This is a genomic window from Alicyclobacillus tolerans (assembly GCF_900142255.1).
In the GTDB taxonomy this organism is placed as follows: Bacteria; Bacillota; Bacilli; order Alicyclobacillales; family Alicyclobacillaceae; genus Alicyclobacillus_I; species Alicyclobacillus_I tolerans.
In genome coordinates, this window is record NZ_FRAF01000008.1 from 32,550 (window position 1) to 48,444 (window position 15,895).

At 48.8% G+C, this 15,895-nt stretch carries 17 protein-coding genes; 4 read left to right on the forward strand and 13 right to left on the reverse strand.

All coding sequences use genetic code 11. From position 1 onward, the window contains the following. Window positions 1-58 precede the first annotated feature (58 nt). The 10 genes from cphA to BUA75_RS05765 form a co-directional block, all read right to left on the reverse strand. Window positions 59-2,710, reverse strand: a complete 2,652-nt coding sequence (gene cphA / locus BUA75_RS05720) for a cyanophycin synthetase (RefSeq protein ID WP_072873626.1) — start codon at window positions 2,708-2,710, stop codon at window positions 59-61. Next, window positions 2,707-3,549: a cyanophycinase gene (locus BUA75_RS05725; protein ID WP_238413599.1), complete on the reverse strand. Its 843-nt coding sequence runs from the start codon at window positions 3,547-3,549 to the stop codon at window positions 2,707-2,709. Before BUA75_RS05725 ends, cphA begins: the two co-directional genes overlap by 4 nt. Window positions 3,550-3,833: 284 nt before the next feature. Beyond that, the gene (gene veg / locus BUA75_RS05730) at window positions 3,834-4,097 is read right to left on the reverse strand and encodes a biofilm formation stimulator Veg (RefSeq protein WP_072873722.1); all 264 of its coding nucleotides are present in this window, start codon (window positions 4,095-4,097) and stop codon (window positions 3,834-3,836) included. 151 nt (window positions 4,098-4,248) lie between these two features. Further along, a complete protein-coding gene (gene yabG / locus BUA75_RS05735) occupies window positions 4,249-5,115 on the reverse strand; it encodes a sporulation peptidase YabG (protein ID WP_072873628.1) in 867 nt (288 codons plus the stop codon). 63 nt (window positions 5,116-5,178) lie between these two features. Continuing rightward, on the reverse strand, window positions 5,179-5,655 hold the full coding sequence (locus BUA75_RS05740; RefSeq protein ID WP_072873723.1) for a ribonuclease H-like YkuK family protein: 477 nt from the start codon (window positions 5,653-5,655) through the stop codon (window positions 5,179-5,181). Between the two features lie 100 nt (window positions 5,656-5,755). Then, window positions 5,756-6,628 (reverse strand): 16S rRNA (adenine(1518)-N(6)/adenine(1519)-N(6))-dimethyltransferase RsmA, encoded by an 873-nt coding sequence (rsmA, locus tag BUA75_RS05745; RefSeq protein WP_072873630.1) that lies wholly within the window; start codon window positions 6,626-6,628, stop codon window positions 5,756-5,758. Then, complete coding sequence (locus tag BUA75_RS05750; RefSeq protein ID WP_072873632.1) at window positions 6,625-7,221, reverse strand: ribonuclease M5; 597 nt, start codon at window positions 7,219-7,221, stop codon at window positions 6,625-6,627. The genes rsmA and BUA75_RS05750 overlap by 4 nt, the downstream gene beginning before the upstream one ends. Then, complete coding sequence (locus BUA75_RS05755) at window positions 7,214-8,008, reverse strand: TatD family hydrolase (RefSeq protein WP_072873634.1); 795 nt, start codon at window positions 8,006-8,008, stop codon at window positions 7,214-7,216. The genes BUA75_RS05750 and BUA75_RS05755 overlap by 8 nt, the downstream gene beginning before the upstream one ends. Then, the gene (gene metG / locus BUA75_RS05760; protein ID WP_072873636.1) at window positions 8,008-9,999 is read right to left on the reverse strand and encodes a methionine--tRNA ligase; all 1,992 of its coding nucleotides are present in this window, start codon (window positions 9,997-9,999) and stop codon (window positions 8,008-8,010) included. The genes BUA75_RS05755 and metG overlap by 1 nt, the downstream gene beginning before the upstream one ends. Before the next feature lie 16 nt (window positions 10,000-10,015). Continuing rightward, window positions 10,016-10,234 (reverse strand): hypothetical protein, encoded by a 219-nt coding sequence (locus BUA75_RS05765; protein WP_072873637.1) that lies wholly within the window; start codon window positions 10,232-10,234, stop codon window positions 10,016-10,018. Between the two features lie 301 nt (window positions 10,235-10,535). Between BUA75_RS05765 and BUA75_RS05770 the strand changes: the two genes are divergently transcribed. Genes BUA75_RS05770 through BUA75_RS05780 form a run of 3 tightly spaced genes read left to right on the forward strand, consistent with a single transcriptional unit; the run spans window position 10,536 to window position 12,380 of the window. Further along, complete coding sequence (locus BUA75_RS05770) at window positions 10,536-10,793, forward strand: YhjD family protein (protein WP_072873638.1); 258 nt, start codon at window positions 10,536-10,538, stop codon at window positions 10,791-10,793. Further along, the gene (locus BUA75_RS05775) at window positions 10,780-12,042 is read left to right on the forward strand and encodes a DNA polymerase IV (protein ID WP_072873639.1); all 1,263 of its coding nucleotides are present in this window, start codon (window positions 10,780-10,782) and stop codon (window positions 12,040-12,042) included. Before BUA75_RS05770 ends, BUA75_RS05775 begins: the two co-directional genes overlap by 14 nt. Beyond that, a complete protein-coding gene (locus BUA75_RS05780; protein WP_072873641.1) occupies window positions 12,039-12,380 on the forward strand; it encodes a YolD-like family protein in 342 nt (113 codons plus the stop codon). Before BUA75_RS05775 ends, BUA75_RS05780 begins: the two co-directional genes overlap by 4 nt. Before the next feature lie 71 nt (window positions 12,381-12,451). Here BUA75_RS05780 and BUA75_RS05785 read toward each other — a convergent pair whose 3' ends face one another. Beyond that, the gene (locus BUA75_RS05785; protein WP_242650252.1) at window positions 12,452-13,693 is read right to left on the reverse strand and encodes an NRAMP family divalent metal transporter; all 1,242 of its coding nucleotides are present in this window, start codon (window positions 13,691-13,693) and stop codon (window positions 12,452-12,454) included. Between the two features lie 462 nt (window positions 13,694-14,155). Here BUA75_RS05785 and BUA75_RS05790 point away from each other — a divergent pair, with 462 nt between their 5' ends. Continuing rightward, on the forward strand, window positions 14,156-14,398 hold the full coding sequence (locus BUA75_RS05790; protein WP_072873725.1) for an AbrB/MazE/SpoVT family DNA-binding domain-containing protein: 243 nt from the start codon (window positions 14,156-14,158) through the stop codon (window positions 14,396-14,398). Window positions 14,399-14,482: 84 nt separating this feature from the next. Here BUA75_RS05790 and rsmI read toward each other — a convergent pair whose 3' ends face one another. Both rsmI and BUA75_RS05800 read right to left on the reverse strand, forming a co-directional pair. Next, window positions 14,483-15,397, reverse strand: a complete 915-nt coding sequence (rsmI, locus tag BUA75_RS05795) for a 16S rRNA (cytidine(1402)-2'-O)-methyltransferase (protein ID WP_072873726.1) — start codon at window positions 15,395-15,397, stop codon at window positions 14,483-14,485. A 122-nt stretch (window positions 15,398-15,519) separates the two neighbouring features. After that, the gene (locus tag BUA75_RS05800; protein ID WP_072873643.1) at window positions 15,520-15,825 is read right to left on the reverse strand and encodes an initiation-control protein YabA; all 306 of its coding nucleotides are present in this window, start codon (window positions 15,823-15,825) and stop codon (window positions 15,520-15,522) included. Window positions 15,826-15,895: the final 70 nt, after the last annotated feature.

The window sequence follows — 15,895 nt, forward strand, 5'->3', positions numbered from 1 at the left end:
TGGCGAAGGCCAAGTCAAGTTCCTTGTCTAGTTTGTTGAAAAGCCTAGGAAAATACGCTTAAACCATTGCGTAACCAGGAACCTGTTCGGCGTCTGCCTGCCATTGTGTAAGGGGCTTGGCCTGACGTGACTTGAGTTCTGTCAACAACGGTTCCAATTTTTCATAGAAAGCTACCACCATATCTCCCGCTTTTGCCTTATCTAGTGCCGTCTGAAAAGCAATCAGTTCATCTTCAATGATTTGCAACGCACTTTGAGGAGCCAAACTTTGCATACGTTCTGCCATCATTTTGGCGATTTCGCCTGGTTGTCGTCCACGCTTATCCGCATCCTCTTTCACAATCGTCCAGTCAAAACAACCCGCCAACACCTCTGAAGAAGCGTAAACAACTTCGTCAGCGCGATCGCCCGGAACACCCACAACCCCTATGAGATGATGGGCCCCCAACTGTTTCACCCACTCTGTCACACAAGCAAAGCCGTGAGGATTATGTCCATAATCAAGAATGACCCTTACCCGATTGGGCAACTCGTACATCATAGCTCGGCCAGTGTTATGCTGATTGGCATGAAAACCGAGCAATGCCGCCGCCACTTCCTGCCGGGTCAACCCGAGATGGCGCAACGCCGCTGTCGCAGCCAAACAATTTTGCACATGAAACTTGGCTGTCCCTAAAACGGTGAGAGGTATTTTCTCTACTGATACAATTGGATATTCAAAGCTCCCAACCGCCTCAACAATTTGCTTACGATTTAAGTAATAAGCTGTTCCTCCAGAGGCTAAGTGAAGCTGAATCTCATGGTTTTGTGTCTGCATTGAAAACAAGGCTGTTTTTGCTTTAATGCGCGAACGCATAGAAAGAACACGCTCGTCGTCAGCGTTCAATACGACACAACCGGTTGGTTTGACACATTCTGCTACCAACGATTTGACATGTACAATGTCTTCCAATGTGTCAATGCCGTCTTGACCAAGATGATCAGCTGTAATATTCGTAATCACACCCACATCAGCCAAGTCGTATGCAAGACCCCCGCGACAAATACCGCCACGAGCCGTTTCCAAAACAGCTACATCGACTGTTGGATCGGACAAAACCAGACGGGCACTGCGCGGTCCTGTGGTATCTCCTGACATCACTTGTACGCCATTGATATAGACTCCCTCTGTGGTCGTCATCCCTACCCTGACGCCTTGCCTCTCTAAAGCGTGGGCAATCAAACGAGTGGTTGTCGTTTTGCCATTGGTGCCTGTAATAGCGACAATGGGAATTCTTCCGTTGCTATTGTCAGGAAAGAGGGATGCAACAATAGCATCAGCCACGTCTCTTGAACGTCCTTGTGTAGGATATTGATGCATGCGAATTCCCGGCGCAGCATTCACTTCAATGACAGCCATATTCGAAGAAGATGGTTTGGCTAACGGATTGTCCATCACTATATCAATACCACATACATCCAGACCTACTGCTCTGGCTGTGCGAGCAGCCAAAGTTTTAAGAAGCGGATGAATTTGATCGGTGATATCCTTCGCATGCCCACCTGTCGAGAGATTTGCACTTTCCCTCAACCACACTTGTTGACCTGCTTGCGGCACAGAATCAAGAGAATAGCCCTGGCGAGTCAAGGTCTGATGAACAATTTCATCTACCTTGACACGTGTCAACGGCCGCTCATGATCGATGCCCCGAAGAGGATCTTCATTTAAGATTTCAATCAATTCACTAACGGTCCGTTGACCATCTCCCTCTACATAAGGAGGTATTCTAAGACTAGCTGCGGCAAATTCGCCGCCTACACAAAGCAGACGCAAATTTTGTCCGCGGCAATAGACCTCAACCACGACTTCCTGGCTATACTCTGCTGCAATGTCAAACGCTTTTTGGATTTCTTCTGGACTGTTCAGATCGAGCGATACGCCTCTTCCTTGGTTACCGTAACGCGGTTTGACCACTACTGGTTGACCCAGACGTTCCCAGATTTGCACTGCCTCCTCAGAAGTAACGGCCACATCACCACGAGGCACCGGTATTCCTGCTTCTTCTAAAACGAGCTTGGTCAATTCTTTATCAGATGCGATATCTACAGCTACCGCGGAGCAGTTATCGGTAATGGTAGCGACCACCCTTTTGCAGTAACGGCCATATCCAAGTTGAAGAAAACTTTGCCCGCCGATCCGTCGAACTGGTATGTCACGCCTTTCAGCAGCTTCCAAAATCGCTTTTGTACTGGGGCCAAGTTCTGTAACCGCCAGAATATCTTGTGCTTCCTGCAATACGCTCTGCAAGGGAAATGCCTGCCCTTGCAATAGATTTTCTACGCATTCCAACGCTTTGTAGAGAAGAAATTTTTGCGCAGCATACGCTTTACACTCAATAACTATATTGTATATACCTGGACCGTCTGCATAGAGTGTCTTGCCATAATGTACGTCGATCTCCAGCAATGTACACAATTCTATACAAACATGTTCCACTATGTGCCCAAAATACGTTCCTTCTTCAAGGCGCTCCAAAAAACCTCCAGGCTGACCTTTTGCACAGTGGTGCTCCGACAGTCCTGGCAAGAGTTGAAGCAAACGTTCATGAAAACCCGGAAACTCTTTGCTCTCGCGCTCTGTCAGTTCTTCTAAATGGATACGGGCCTGAAGTATAGGTTTATAAAGAAACAAATTAGGCCCTTCAATATGCCGTACAGAGACGATTCTCATTCTGACAGCTCCTTGTCGCTCTGCTCCCGATAAGCGGACCAGTCTGTAATGGCTTCCCGCCGACGCATATGGAACCCGTATCCATCTGGTAGCACATGCAGGCGTACGCCACAGAGTGCAAGTGATTCATCTCGATGAACCTTATCTAAATTGCTGTAAAGCAATTGTCCAGCATCGACAATAGAAACCGCGCCACGCCCAATCACCCGCAGCACACCTTGATGCACAGAAATGGCTGTATCTTCATCAATTCCCATACCAAGATGGTGCGGATATTGAGCTACTGCCGAGAGTAGTCGTCCAAGCCGGCCGCGCTGGGCAAAGTGTTGGTCAATAACGACGCCATCTAAAAATTCCATACCGGGAGCCATATCCACAATAGATATGCGCGGATTGGTCTCCGCCTCGCCGCTGACAATCATGGTACTTGACATCATGGATGCACCCGCGCTCGTACCGCCAAGTGGAATGCCGTTTGCGTGCGCCTCATGAAGTGCTGCGTCTACGCGTGTCCCTCCCAGTAACTTGGTAATCCGCAACTGATCTCCACCTGTAAAATAAATGCAAGTGGCATCGCGAATCATTTCCACCGCACTATCCCGATTGGCTGCGCTACGGTTAGAAACGTCAAAAGTGCGCACATCAGCTGCGCCCAGTTTTTTAAACACCTCGATATACTGCGTTCCCACTTCGATTGGATACTCAGTGGCCACGGTCATAATGAGGACACGGGCGTGCCGACCGCCTCCAAGTTCCAAAAAATGTCTAAGAATTCTGCATTCATTCTGCTTGTCCTCTGCTCCACCCACTACTACAAGTGGTCCAGCTTGAGGGGCCACAGACTTCCCTCCTCTCGTGGAACAAGGCATAGTTTTTGCGCAGAAGCGCAATCATATTCCATTTTTAGATGAACCCCTCAGAGATTTTGGCCATATTTTTTCAAATATCCAGATAACGTAGACGCGGAAACGAAAAAATAAAAGAAGCCGTACGCTAAAGCGCCGACTTCAGGAGAAACTTAACCATATCAAAATCTATTGAGATTGACCTAGATGTCAAATTTATTGCTTCTATCTCTAAAACGAAACGCTGCGGCTACCAAATGTCCGCAATCACTTGCCTGCTACATGAGCCGCGTGTTTTCGCCGTCTTTGCATAGAACCAATTCAACAGTCTCTGTCAACACGTCAGCATAACTGTAGGAAACGCGTTTAAAGGAACCATCAGGAGGATCAAGCTTGACGACAAATACAGAGGGATAGGTTTCCTCAAGCACACCAAAATGCTCGACTGTTTTCCTGCGCCCTCCGTTGGCCCGCAATAACAGGCGCTCACCAACCAGACCTTCAAGATTTTTTTTAATTTCGTGGAGCGCATTTTTCGCCAACACACACCACCTCTTTCCAACAAACAGTATATCATCAAGAAAGAGGCATGTCAACCCAAAGCGTACATTATAGCAACGCATGAATTTTGTTGTCAATGGGTAAACTACATTCTTTTTTTATATTTTCGTCCCGAAGCCATTAAGCTTTCATTTAAAAGGAGGATTTCGGAAGTCCAAGGCGATATTTTCCGCGCGACTCCAATCCGCCTACACCATCAATGCCTGTATAGGTCGCCTTGACGACATCGTAGAGATTGACCGTCTCGTGAATCGGCGTATAAGCAATTTTCTCCGCAATAAAGACCGGATCGAGCGCATGAATCATGATGCGCTGCGGGGAACTGGCAAAATTGGCACCCGCGTCAATAATACCTTCAAAATGGGATTGGCAGGCTCCTGCAATAATAACGAGATCGTCCATATTCCGCACGCGCTTGCGGGCATTAGCCACTGCGCGGATAAAATGCAAGGAGTTGCGGTAATTTTGTATGTCTTTCAGATCTTTTCCTTTGCGAATCACACCATCGTGTCCAGTAATAATCAGGATGTCTGGCTCATGCTTCTCAATCAGCTGTACGACCATATCCGCCATTTTGTGCTCGGCCAAATGTTCTCCTATTGCCCGGATACCGAGTTCGCGGTACATCGCCAAACATTTCTGTAAATATGCTCCATCTCCGTCGAGGTGTAGAACTCGTCCGGGCCGTTCAAAAAAATCCGGATTCGATTGATAGCGCGTTTCCCTGCGCAACGCTCGCTTCTCTAAATCGACAGCCCGTCTGGACTGAATCAGCTTGAGACTTTCTCCTTCTACTTTGCTGCGTCTTGCTTCAAAGACGCGTTGCTCATCTTCAGAAACAGCCTCCAGATCGTCATAAGGAGCGTCGGCAATCAGCCGTACATCCATACCCTTGAGAATAGCTGTAGAAGTTTCTTCATCAACCTCCACAATTTGAAAGAAAACGTCTTTGCCGTATGATTTTCGAACCACACAGTCACCTGGCTTCCACACGCGCATCCCTCCCGTCCGCCGTTGATGCATCAGCCTATGCGAAGGTTGCGCCGAATGTGTTTGCCAGGCTTACGACTTGGTATAGCGATCGGCCACTTTAGAGGCACCGTAGGAATCTGGCTTGATACGCGCTTCGTAGCCGCTGGAAGTAATCCAGGCCACAATCTCACGAATCATGTGATGTGTCGCACCGCGTTCGCCAATATCCAGATGTACCTCTACGCGCAGGCGTTGAGGCAAAGCAGGGAGAGCTTCAAATAACATGCCTCCTACCTGGAGAGAGTAGGAGGCTTCTGTAAACATGCGCTGACGCAAGGATTCCATATGCATGAGTTGTTCTCGATGGATGAAATATTGGGCGCCTTTACCGACGTGATGCAAGATAATGGCTGTCACGAACGAGACGTGATGCGCCTGCGGTTTAGGCTGAGAATCCGAGCCTATAATGAGGCGAAATTCGTCGTTCGGATGATGGCTAAGCGCAGCCTGAATTCTTTCGGCTACTTCGTCGAGCGTCAGTCTGCCGTAAGTAGGACTCTCAAACATCCACACATCGCATCACTCTCCTGCAGATGGACCACCATCAGGAATGGTAGAAACTTCAGGATATCCTTGTGCTTTGTTCTTTTTGTTCTTATTTTACCTCTTATTGTACGCCATTTTCGACAAACGCATTAGCCAAGCGTGCAAATTCTTGCAAATCAAGCGTTTCTCCGCGCCGTTTGCCGTCAATTTGAGCACAAGCGAGAAGATGGGTTACTGCCGATTTAGAAAGACTCAATCCACCTGCCAAGGCATTATCCAATGTTTTGCGGCGCATGCCAAAAGCTGCACGCACAACCTTTCGCAAGGCTGCTTCACGCTGTAACGGATAGGGAGGTTGTGAACGAACCGCTAGACGCACGACACTCGACTCCACCGTAGGAGGAGGCAGAAAACAGTTGGCCGACACATTCACCACACGCTGTACTTCCGCCCGCCATTGAGCCATCACTGTGAGTACGCCATAGTCTTTGCCACCAGGCTTGGCGAGCAAGCGATCGGCTACTTCTTTTTGCACCAAAATCACCATATCACTAACGGGAAGATTACTTTCAAGTATATGAAAGAGCAGCGGTGTAGTGATGTAATACGGCAAATTGGCGGCTACTACCAACCGTTTCACTTCGCCCCAATGCTGCCCTACCCAATCCTCCAGGGAAACTTCCAGAGCGTCGGCAAAAAGCAAAGTCACATTGTCTGTTCCAGACAGCACCTCCTCCAGCACAGGTCGAAGGGAGTCATCTTTTTCAACCGCCAAGACCCGTGCTGCTCGCTCTGCCAAACGGGTCGTCAAAACCCCAGCACCCGGACCAATTTCAATGACGCTCGTATCAGCATGGATGTCTGCCGCATCAACGATGCTGTCTAGAGCGTGACTGTCTATGAGAAAGTTTTGTCCTAACTGTTTTTTGAGTGTAAATCCATGGCGGCCAAGCAATTCCCGCAGGACAGATGGTCGCGTGATATCTGGTTTCATGCCTGATGCGTCTCCTTTTCGTGGTCGTAGAGCCGCTCCAAAGCTATGCGCCATTCTTCACGCGTAACACCCAGAGCGTTTAATTTGTACACAAACGACTTGCTATTGCCACCGCCAATGCCAAGCCAGTCGCCCAACCATTGACGCCGTTCCATGGCTTCAGGACAAGCCGTGAGCCCGTTTTCCTGCAAATCAGCAATGGTAAAAGGCTGGTTGGCAGTTGCCTCTTGATCTTGCACGCGAGGTCGACGCACAGCCAGCAATACTTGACGAATATCTTCTGGTTGCGCGTGTTCAATGCCTAGTTTCTGGCCGCCCACCGCCAAACGCTTCGGCAGATGAGCATGCAGACATCCTGGCACAGCCCGATCAATGCGCTGGCGAATGCGTTGACCAGGCCCATCGGGATCGGTCAAAAGAATGACCCCCCGAACTTGCACCGCCCGCCGTAAAGCATGGTAGGTTGCGCGACTGAAACGCTCGCCGCCAAGCACCCAAACGTCTGCTTCCACCGCCTCCCGAACACGTTGCCAATCATGCACACCCTCTACCACAATCAATTCAGGGATGCGCGGCAACGACTGATCAGCCATGCCTCTGCCCCTCTCCCTCTCCAATTTTCATAAACAGGCGCAGAGCATTGGCTCGCGTATAGTCACATATCTGCTCGTAGCTTATTCCCTGCGCTTGCGCCAAACGCTGTGCAACCAGTTGAACATACGCAGGCTCGTTGCGCGTTCCACGATGCGGATGGGGAGTCAGGTAGGGCGCGTCCGTCTCCACCAGCAGCCTGTCCCTCGGTACCGTCGAGGCTACAGCCTGTACATTGCGCGCATTCTTAAACGTGATGGGTCCGCCAAACGACAAGTACATGCCCATAGCTAGACAAATTTTGGCCGTCTCTTCACTGCCGTTGAAACAATGCATGATACCGCCCACTTCTTCCACATGAGCCTCTTGCAGACACTGCAGAACATCTCCTGTGGATTCGCGGTTGTGCACAATGACTGGCAATTGGAGACGGCGGGCCATCTCAATCTGGCGAACAAACGCTGCCCGCTGAACGTCGCGAGGCGCAGCGTCCCAATAGTAGTCCAGTCCAATCTCGCCAATTGCCACTACACGCGGATGTGCAGCCATAGTTTCAATCGCCGCGTAATCATCATCAGAAACGCGCCCTACCGCCTCTGGATGAATGCCTACCGCAGCATACACCCCTGAGTACGCCTCAGCAATTTCAAGGGCCTTTCGCGAACTTTCCACATCCACTCCAGGTACAACTATTTCTGTGACACCTACAGCGCGAGCACGCTCTATAACGTGCGGCAAATCTTCCCGAAAACGGTCATCCATCAAATGGCAATGGGTGTCAAACAGCATTATTTCACAACACTCCCATTCGGCAGACCTTCAGGCACAGTAACCAGCTTTAAGGTGTCTCCCGACGAAGCCGCCAAAATCATGCCATTGGATTCTACGCCTCGCAGCTTGACAGGTTTAAGATTGGTCACCACAACAACCCGCGTTCCCAACAGCTCTTCCGGACGATAATGTAGCGCTATTCCAGAGACAATTTGCCGCGTCTCACTACCAAGGTCGACCTGAAGCTTGAGCAATTTATCCGCCTTGGCGATTTTTTCAGCAGCCACAATCTGACCTACACGCAACTCCACTTGCCCAAACGTATCCACACCAATCAGTGGCATCTTCTCCTCTATTGGCTGCTGGCTGGCGTCAGACGAAACGGTTGCCGCGCCAGGAACTGCAGCAGATGGGGACGCAGTTGTCCGCGCACCCATTAAGGCATCCAGTGCTGCAATCTCTTCAGCTACATCAAGTCTAGGAAAATGCGGTTTTTGCTCGATCACGTTGAGACCCGCACTGTGCTGGCCAAACTCGCGCAACGAGGCCCAGCTAAAAGCGTCTACCGGGAAACCAAACTGCGCAACCACAGCACGAGGAAAATCTGTCATGAACGGCTGTACAAGTATCGAAAGGACGCGAATCGTTTCTACCATATGATAGAGCACCGTATCCAGCCGCTCCTGTTGATCATTCTTGGCAAGCGCCCAAGGAGCAGTCTCGTCAATATATTTGTTGCCCTGACGTACCAACTTCCACAGTGCCTCCAGCGCCACAGAGAATTCCAACCGTTCCATGTACGCCTCTACTGCGTCGACTGTCTCAGCCACTAAATGAGCCAAAGCGAGATCGACCGCTTCCCGCTGCCCCGGGCGCGGCACCACACCTTGCCGATAACGATGCAACATAGCCACACTGCGATGAACAAGATTGCCCAGATCGTTCGCCAAATCAAAATTGAGCCGTTCAATCAACGCTTCCGGTGTGAAAACGCCATCCTGTCCGAACGGAATTTCACGCAACAAGAAATAGCGAATCGCGTCTCGCCCATAGCGCTCAATGAGCAGAAGCGGATCGACCACATTACCTTTGGATTTGCTCATTTTCCCGTCTTTCATCAGCAGCCAGCCATGAGCGTAGACCTTCTTCGGCAACGGCAAACCAAGCGCCATTAAAAAGATTGGCCAGTAGATGGTGTGGAAACGGACAATCTCCTTGCCCACCAGATGGACGTCTGCAGGCCAGTAGCGTGCAAACTGCTCCTCCTTTTGCGGATCAGACGATCCATAACCAATAGCCGTAATGTAGTTGGTAAGCGCATCGAGCCAGACGTAGACAACGTGTTTCGGGTTGCTTGGCACATGTACGCCCCAATCAAAAGAAGTTCGAGAAACACATAAATCTTGCAAGCCAGGTTTGATAAAGTTGTTAATCATCTCGTTTTTGCGCGATTCTGGTTGTATGAATTCTGGATTTTCCTCATAAAACTGGAGAAGTCGGTCAACATATCGACTCATCCGGAAAAAGTAGCTTTCCTCTTTGGTGTAATGCACAGGACGGCCACAATCAGGACACTTGCCGTCCACCAATTCGCGTTCACTCCAGAAAGATTCACAGGGTGTGCAATACCACCCTTCATAATCGGATAAATAGATGTCCCCCTGCGCAACCAACCGTTCAAACAGGGCCTGCACCACTTCGGTATGACGGGACTCTGTGGTGCGGATAAAATCGTTGTAGGAAATGTCCAACTCTTTCCACAAATTTTGAATCCAGGCAATAATGCCATCGAGAAACTCGAGTGGCTTCTGACCAGCAGCCTCCGCGCTTTGCTGGATTTTCTGGCCGTGTTCGTCCGTCCCTGTAAGAAACATGACATCGTAGCCACGCAACCGCTTATAGCGGGCAATGGCATCAGCAGCTACCGTGGTATAGGCGTGCCCAATATGCAAGCGATTGCTCGGGTAATAAATAGGTGTGGTAACGTAAAATGTTTTTGGATTCGTCATGTTAAAACTCCCTTCTCTATCCATGCCAGTCCATACCAATCGGTGTAACACCAAAAAGCCCGCCCCTGTTTGGGGCGAGCTGTATAGCCGCGGTACCACCCAAATTCATGCGCTCGGGCTGAAAAATGATGTTGGTTGAAACTGCAATCATCATTCTCATTACCGTATGACGCACCTCTGGCAAGCGGACATGCTTTTCTGTCCACTCTGTCCGGTAACGGGGACTTCCGCGCAAACCTCGCCCCTACGCTCAGCCTGCGGCCTCCAAAATCATACTCCCTGGCCACCTCGCCATCGGCTCGCACCCTCCCGACTCGCTGCGGACTGTGCGCCAGGTACCCTTTTTTCATAGGCTCTTATTCGAGATTCGTTTGACAATAAAGCTCTTGGAGAAATTCTACAAAACCCTATCCACTTCGTCAATTCAGCATTTCATTCAATCCCCCTCAAAATTTCACAAAACTTTTCGCTTGATTTCAGCGCAGAAATGCATATACTGATAAATACGAACATATGTTCGTTAAGGGTGATCAATCATGAGACCAACTTTAGCCATTCGCGGCCTCCTTCTGCTCGATTTGGCAGAGCGACATATCCATCAACAACGGGCACGCTTACTTCGCCTTTTGAAGGAGAGCCAAACAGAGATTGTAGACGTGATGGAAGAAGACTTGGAGTGGGTAGTCAAATATAAAGAAAAAGGATACACACACGAAGCCATTTATATGCGCCCCATGCTGACAGCAGAGCTGGAAGCACGGATGCAACTGGGTCCTGTCCATGAGCAGCACTGAATGGATTGTAGGTCTAGTGGATATGCAAAGTTTCTACGCGTCAGTGGAGGTGGCCACCACTCCAGCCTTCACAGCCAGCCGGCATTTAGAATGCGATGAGAGCGACCCCCCACTCGCCGTTACAGGTGATCCAGAGCGACGAAGCGGTATTGTTTTGGCCGCCTCGCCAACAGCCAAAGCAATGGGCGTTTCCACCGCCATGCGACTGGGGGAAGCTGTCCGCGCATGCCCAAAACTCATCTGCGTGCGACCACGCATGCGTCTTTATTTGGAAACTTCTCTGCGTATTCAAGAGACCATTCGTCAAATGTTCCCTAAGGCAGAATCTTTCTCGATTGACGAATGCTTCTTTGCCTTTCCTTATCCAAGCCATTTTTTTGCCGATCCGTTACAAACCGCCAGCGAATTGCGCACCCGTATCTGGGATCAATTTCGTATTCGTTGCCGGGTGGGTCTCGCTCCTAACAAATGGGCAGCCAAAATGGCCAATAAGGCGGCCAAACACAGACGGGGCGGCGTGATCTGGTGGACGCAAGATCAATTGATACACGAATTGCACGCACTACCTGTAACAGAGATGTGGGGACTGAAACGGCGCGCGCAAATATTAATAGAAGAGTTTGGATGCCAAACAATTGGCGATGTGGCACGCTTACCACTGGGACGTTTGCGGACGCGGTTTGGTGTATGGGGAGAGGTTATCCAGCGATGGGCCCAAGGCCAGGATGGCAGCACTTTGAACGACAATGCGTTACAGACGCCGCATCGGGGTTACAGCAACCGCACTACGCTACCTCGCGATTTTTATCAGAGAGAAGAAGTAGCGGTAGTAATTTTAGAACTATTGGACGAAGTCTGCTCTCGTACCCGTTACACACAGCAGTGCGGGCGGCGCATAGGGCTTGGGCTGACCTACGAGGGCATGACAGGTGGATTTTTCCGTGCCAAAACCCTGCCGCGCCCAACCAATCGCAGTGAACAACTTTACCCGATTTTACTCTCCCTGCTCGATACGCATTGGGACGGAAGTGGCGTGCGAGCTGTGAGTGTCTCACTCGATTTGCTGACTGAGGAAAGCGGTACACAGCTCGATCTCTTTGAAAATGTGCCGCGCCGCCAGCAACTTTGGCGTACTGTGGACCATTTACATGCCACCTTTGGCGAAACGAGCATTATCCGCACCAGCAGTTTGTTGCCTGCGGGCCAAAAACACACACGGGCTGTCAAAATAGGAGGTCATTTTGCGTGAAGATAAATGAAGGAAATATTTTCGAATCCATGCGTCTCCTGCTTCCCGAACATCGCGCAGCAAGTGCCGAATTTCGCCGCCGAAAGGAGCGTCTGCCACAACCCTTGCTGGATGAACAGCAACTGGAATCTTTGAATTGGGCTATGGAACAATTGCTTTCCCTTCATCTTCCAGCCCTTATACAACTAGAAGTTTTCCAAAACGGCAAGCGCAAACCTCTGAGCGGATGGCTGACACACGCTACGCCCTCTTCTCTGCATCTACAAGCCGAGCAGAAAACGCACAAAATCCCAAAAGAAGATATTCTCCGAATCCATCTAGACGAGTTCAGCGATTAAAACACTGGATTCAGAAATCGCACGCGACATATGGAAAAAACAAGTTCCACCTGTCAAAAGAGGCCAACTGTTTAGAGAGATACTAACGTATACAGTCCAAACACCATCACCAGCAAACAAATGGCCCATACCATGTATTTATAAGTGCCTTTCATTCGCCATTCATCCGGCAATGCTTTAGCTTCCAGCAGCAAAAGAAATCCTAAAACAATCGGCAGCAAAATAGCGTTCATCACTTCAATATCAATATTCAATTGAACCAAGTCCACACTGAGTAAAACCCATACAGCGCCAAGCACGTGGGCAAGAGTATATATTGAGTAAAACCAACGAGCATCACGCCAGCGAGCATTGAGACTGTGCTGAATTCCAAATGCTTCGCTGACTCCCCAAGCGCCGGCAATCGAGACCACCAAAGCAGCAATCATACTCGCCCCAAGCATCCCCAAGCCCAACATCCAACGGGAAGCTTGCTCCCCCATAAACGGCGCCACAGCAGTAGCAATCTGTCCAATCGTATTTAAAGCTTGATGTGGATGAGCTACCGCCAAAACCACAACTACAGCCAGCATAATCAATTGGGTCACAATCGCCCCAATCAAGGTGTCTCGTTTAGCAGTGGGCATATTTTCCAAACGCAAACCTTTGTCAATGACTGCACCTTGCTGATAAAAAATCATCCACGGCATAATCACAGCACCTACATTGGCAGCCAATAAAAACAAATAATTACGATTAGATAATGGAATCTGCATCATCTGATGAGTCAATGCGGAAATACTCGGATGCACCCAAAACATAGCTACTACAAAAAACAACTGAAAGAGACCCATGGCAATACCAACTCGTTCAACACGACGATAACTGCCAGAGACGCCAAGGACAATTAATAATATCGTAGCAGCACTGACGCTCCAAAGCTTGGGTATGCCAAACATGGCACTCACACCCGCAACACCCGAAAACTCTGTGACCAAAGCGCCGACCGAAGTGATAAACAGGGTAATGACAGATAGAAGGGCCCAATTTTTCCCGAACTTTTCACGAATCAGCGTTCCATGTCCCTTACCCGTCAAAATACCTAAACGTACAGTAATCTCCTGCACAAAATAAAGAATCGGCATCAACACGATTTGTGGCAATACCATACGATATCCCCACATAGCTCCTGACTGAGCGGCGGTAATCACACTGCCTGCATCCGTATCTGCCAACATGACCATCAGTCCTGGTCCAAGTATGCTGACAAGCAGCATCAGTTTGCGCAAACGGCCCGCCGGCATCATCACATCCGCACGATCTGCATTTGGCAATCCCCAAACCTCATTTCTTCATATCCGCCAAAAGTGCCACGCCACCTTCTCGCAATCTCTTTGGCCGATCCGTTCTGAAAGTTGAGTAAAATAATCATGTTTTGACGAAGAAATTATATAGTTAGCCTAAACTAATTGCAACAGTTTGTTGGCTCTACAAAAATTTTTTTATCAAGTAGAAGGAACTTGTTGAACCCAGTAGAATATCTATTTTTTGGATCGAGTTGTGATCCGTGTCACATTTTGTCTAATATGTGAACAGAGATCTGACAAGATTCGACAAAATCTTTTGCAACAACTGTAAGGTCTTGCAAAAATTTTGATATCAGGTATAGTAGAGACAATTCTGGCGAAAGTGTAGAGATTTTGAATTCGTCATATTCATTCTCTTCCTTTTTATCCAGAGAATAAATAAAAAACAGGATCCGTTAGCAAAACTAAATCTTAAGTCAGGGGATGATACTGGTGAAATCGACAGGTATTGTTCGTAAGGTGGATGAACTAGGACGCGTAGTAATTCCCATTGAACTTCGCCGTACACTAGGTATTGGCGAAAAGGACGCTCTCGAAATTTATGTAGATGGCGACCGAATTATTCTGAAGAAATACGAACCAGCTTGCATATTCTGCGGACAGGCAGATGAAATTGTTCATTTCAAAGGTAAAAATATCTGCCCATCATGCATTTCTGAAATGCAGGCTTAAGGACTTACAGCTAACTCTTACAATTCGCTTAGACAAGCTGCTTTTACTCTTTTTGAACAAACAAAGAGTAAGAGCAGCTTTTTATCACGAGTCTCCCTGCGAAAGTTGCTTCAATGCAAGCTGATACAGTTGACTACGTGACACCGCCAACCGCTTAGCCACTTCACGGACAGCATCACGCATAGATTGCCCTTCTGCCATAGCAACGTTAACCTCATCCAGGGCATACTCCAAAGGCGATTCCTCAGCCATCTGCTTATCCAACGATTCCTTTTCCGTATCCATTACCGTAGAAGAGAGAGCATATTCTGCCAAATCCAGTACAAGAACAAACTCTCCACGTATTTCCTCACTACTGATCTCAGACTCTATTTCTTCCACCGATCCCCGCCAAACCGTTTCATGCTGTTTCGTCAATTCCTTGCAAACAGCCATGGGGCAATTGGGAAACATTTCTTTCACCAACTGCAAAGTCGTTTGCAGTCGATGCGGGGCCTCATAAATCACCAAAGAACCCTGATAATGCTGATAAGCTGCCAACTCTCTACGAGCATTTTTTTTGTCACGTGACAAAAAACCATGAAAAGCAAAACGCTCCGAAGTCAAACCACTGACCACCAACGCCGATAAGACCGCACTGGCACCTGGTATCGGAATAACGGGTACTCCCATCTGAATAGCCGCCCTCACAGCGGACTGACCGGGATCGGACACACAGGGAGTTCCAGCATCTGTGACAAGCGCAACTGAATCACCGTTTTCCCAAGCAGAGACTAATATGGGAAGACGATGATTCGAATTATGCTCGTGAAAAGAAATCAGTCGCTTCGCATGGATTTGATAGCGTGATAGCAGTTTACGAGTCTGCCGAGTATCTTCAGCAGCCAGCAGTTCTGCACTTGCCAGTGTTTCAAGAAGGCGCGGCGTCACATCATCCAGATTGCCAATGGGCGTGCTACATAGATAAAGTTTCGGCCCTGTATCGCCGAAACTTTTCATCTTGACCAAAAGAGCATGCCACCTCCTGCAACCATCAAGCCAAAAATGGAATCATTCTAACTGGAGAAAATACGCCTTAGAATTGCAAAATCGTATCAAAAGACGGTCCAAAATAGAACCGTCTAGTGTTTCCCAAGAAAGGACAGGCAGAATAAGCATTCTCCATCTGTGCGCAAGCTTCCGTAGTTGACATGACAGACGTGGAATCCCTCTTCATAAATACGCAACAAGTTATGATGCGATTGCGAATCCCCCATGGGTTCGTCCTCTTGCAACTGTTGCAGTAAGCGACTGTTCTCTTGCTGCAAGCGCTGATTTTCCTCTATTAATTGCAGGATTTTCTCCTTAAGAGAACCTAACTCCATGTACAGTTCTCCCAAGCGCTCTTCCATATTGGCAACCTGAACAAACAGAGACGCTTTATCCATAACCTTCTCCTATCGGTAAAAGCGGCTAACTTTTTCAACGCTTGGCTGACTTGTATCAGCAAACGAGCGG

Excerpts from the sequence above, each read along its gene's own strand:
- cphA (WP_072873626.1), bottom strand. The coding sequence starts at position 2,710 with ATGAGAATCGTCTCTGTACGGCATATTGAAGGGCCTAATTTGTTTCTT.
- yabG (WP_072873628.1), bottom strand. The coding sequence starts at position 5,115 with ATGCGCGTGTGGAAGCCAGGTGACTGTGTGGTTCGAAAATCATACGGC.
- BUA75_RS05740 (WP_072873723.1), bottom strand. The coding sequence starts at position 5,655 with ATGTTTGAGAGTCCTACTTACGGCAGACTGACGCTCGACGAAGTAGCC.
- rsmA (WP_072873630.1), bottom strand. The coding sequence starts at position 6,628 with ATGAAACCAGATATCACGCGACCATCTGTCCTGCGGGAATTGCTTGGC.
- BUA75_RS05750 (WP_072873632.1), bottom strand. The coding sequence starts at position 7,221 with ATGGCTGATCAGTCGTTGCCGCGCATCCCTGAATTGATTGTGGTAGAG.
- BUA75_RS05755 (WP_072873634.1), bottom strand. The coding sequence starts at position 8,008 with ATGCTGTTTGACACCCATTGCCATTTGATGGATGACCGTTTTCGGGAA.
- metG (WP_072873636.1), bottom strand. The coding sequence starts at position 9,999 with ATGACGAATCCAAAAACATTTTACGTTACCACACCTATTTATTACCCG.
- BUA75_RS05770 (WP_072873638.1), top strand. The coding sequence starts at position 10,536 with ATGAGACCAACTTTAGCCATTCGCGGCCTCCTTCTGCTCGATTTGGCA.
- BUA75_RS05775 (WP_072873639.1), top strand. The coding sequence starts at position 10,780 with ATGAGCAGCACTGAATGGATTGTAGGTCTAGTGGATATGCAAAGTTTC.
- rsmI (WP_072873726.1), bottom strand. The coding sequence starts at position 15,397 with ATGAAAAGTTTCGGCGATACAGGGCCGAAACTTTATCTATGTAGCACG.
- BUA75_RS05800 (WP_072873643.1), bottom strand. The coding sequence starts at position 15,825 with ATGGATAAAGCGTCTCTGTTTGTTCAGGTTGCCAATATGGAAGAGCGC.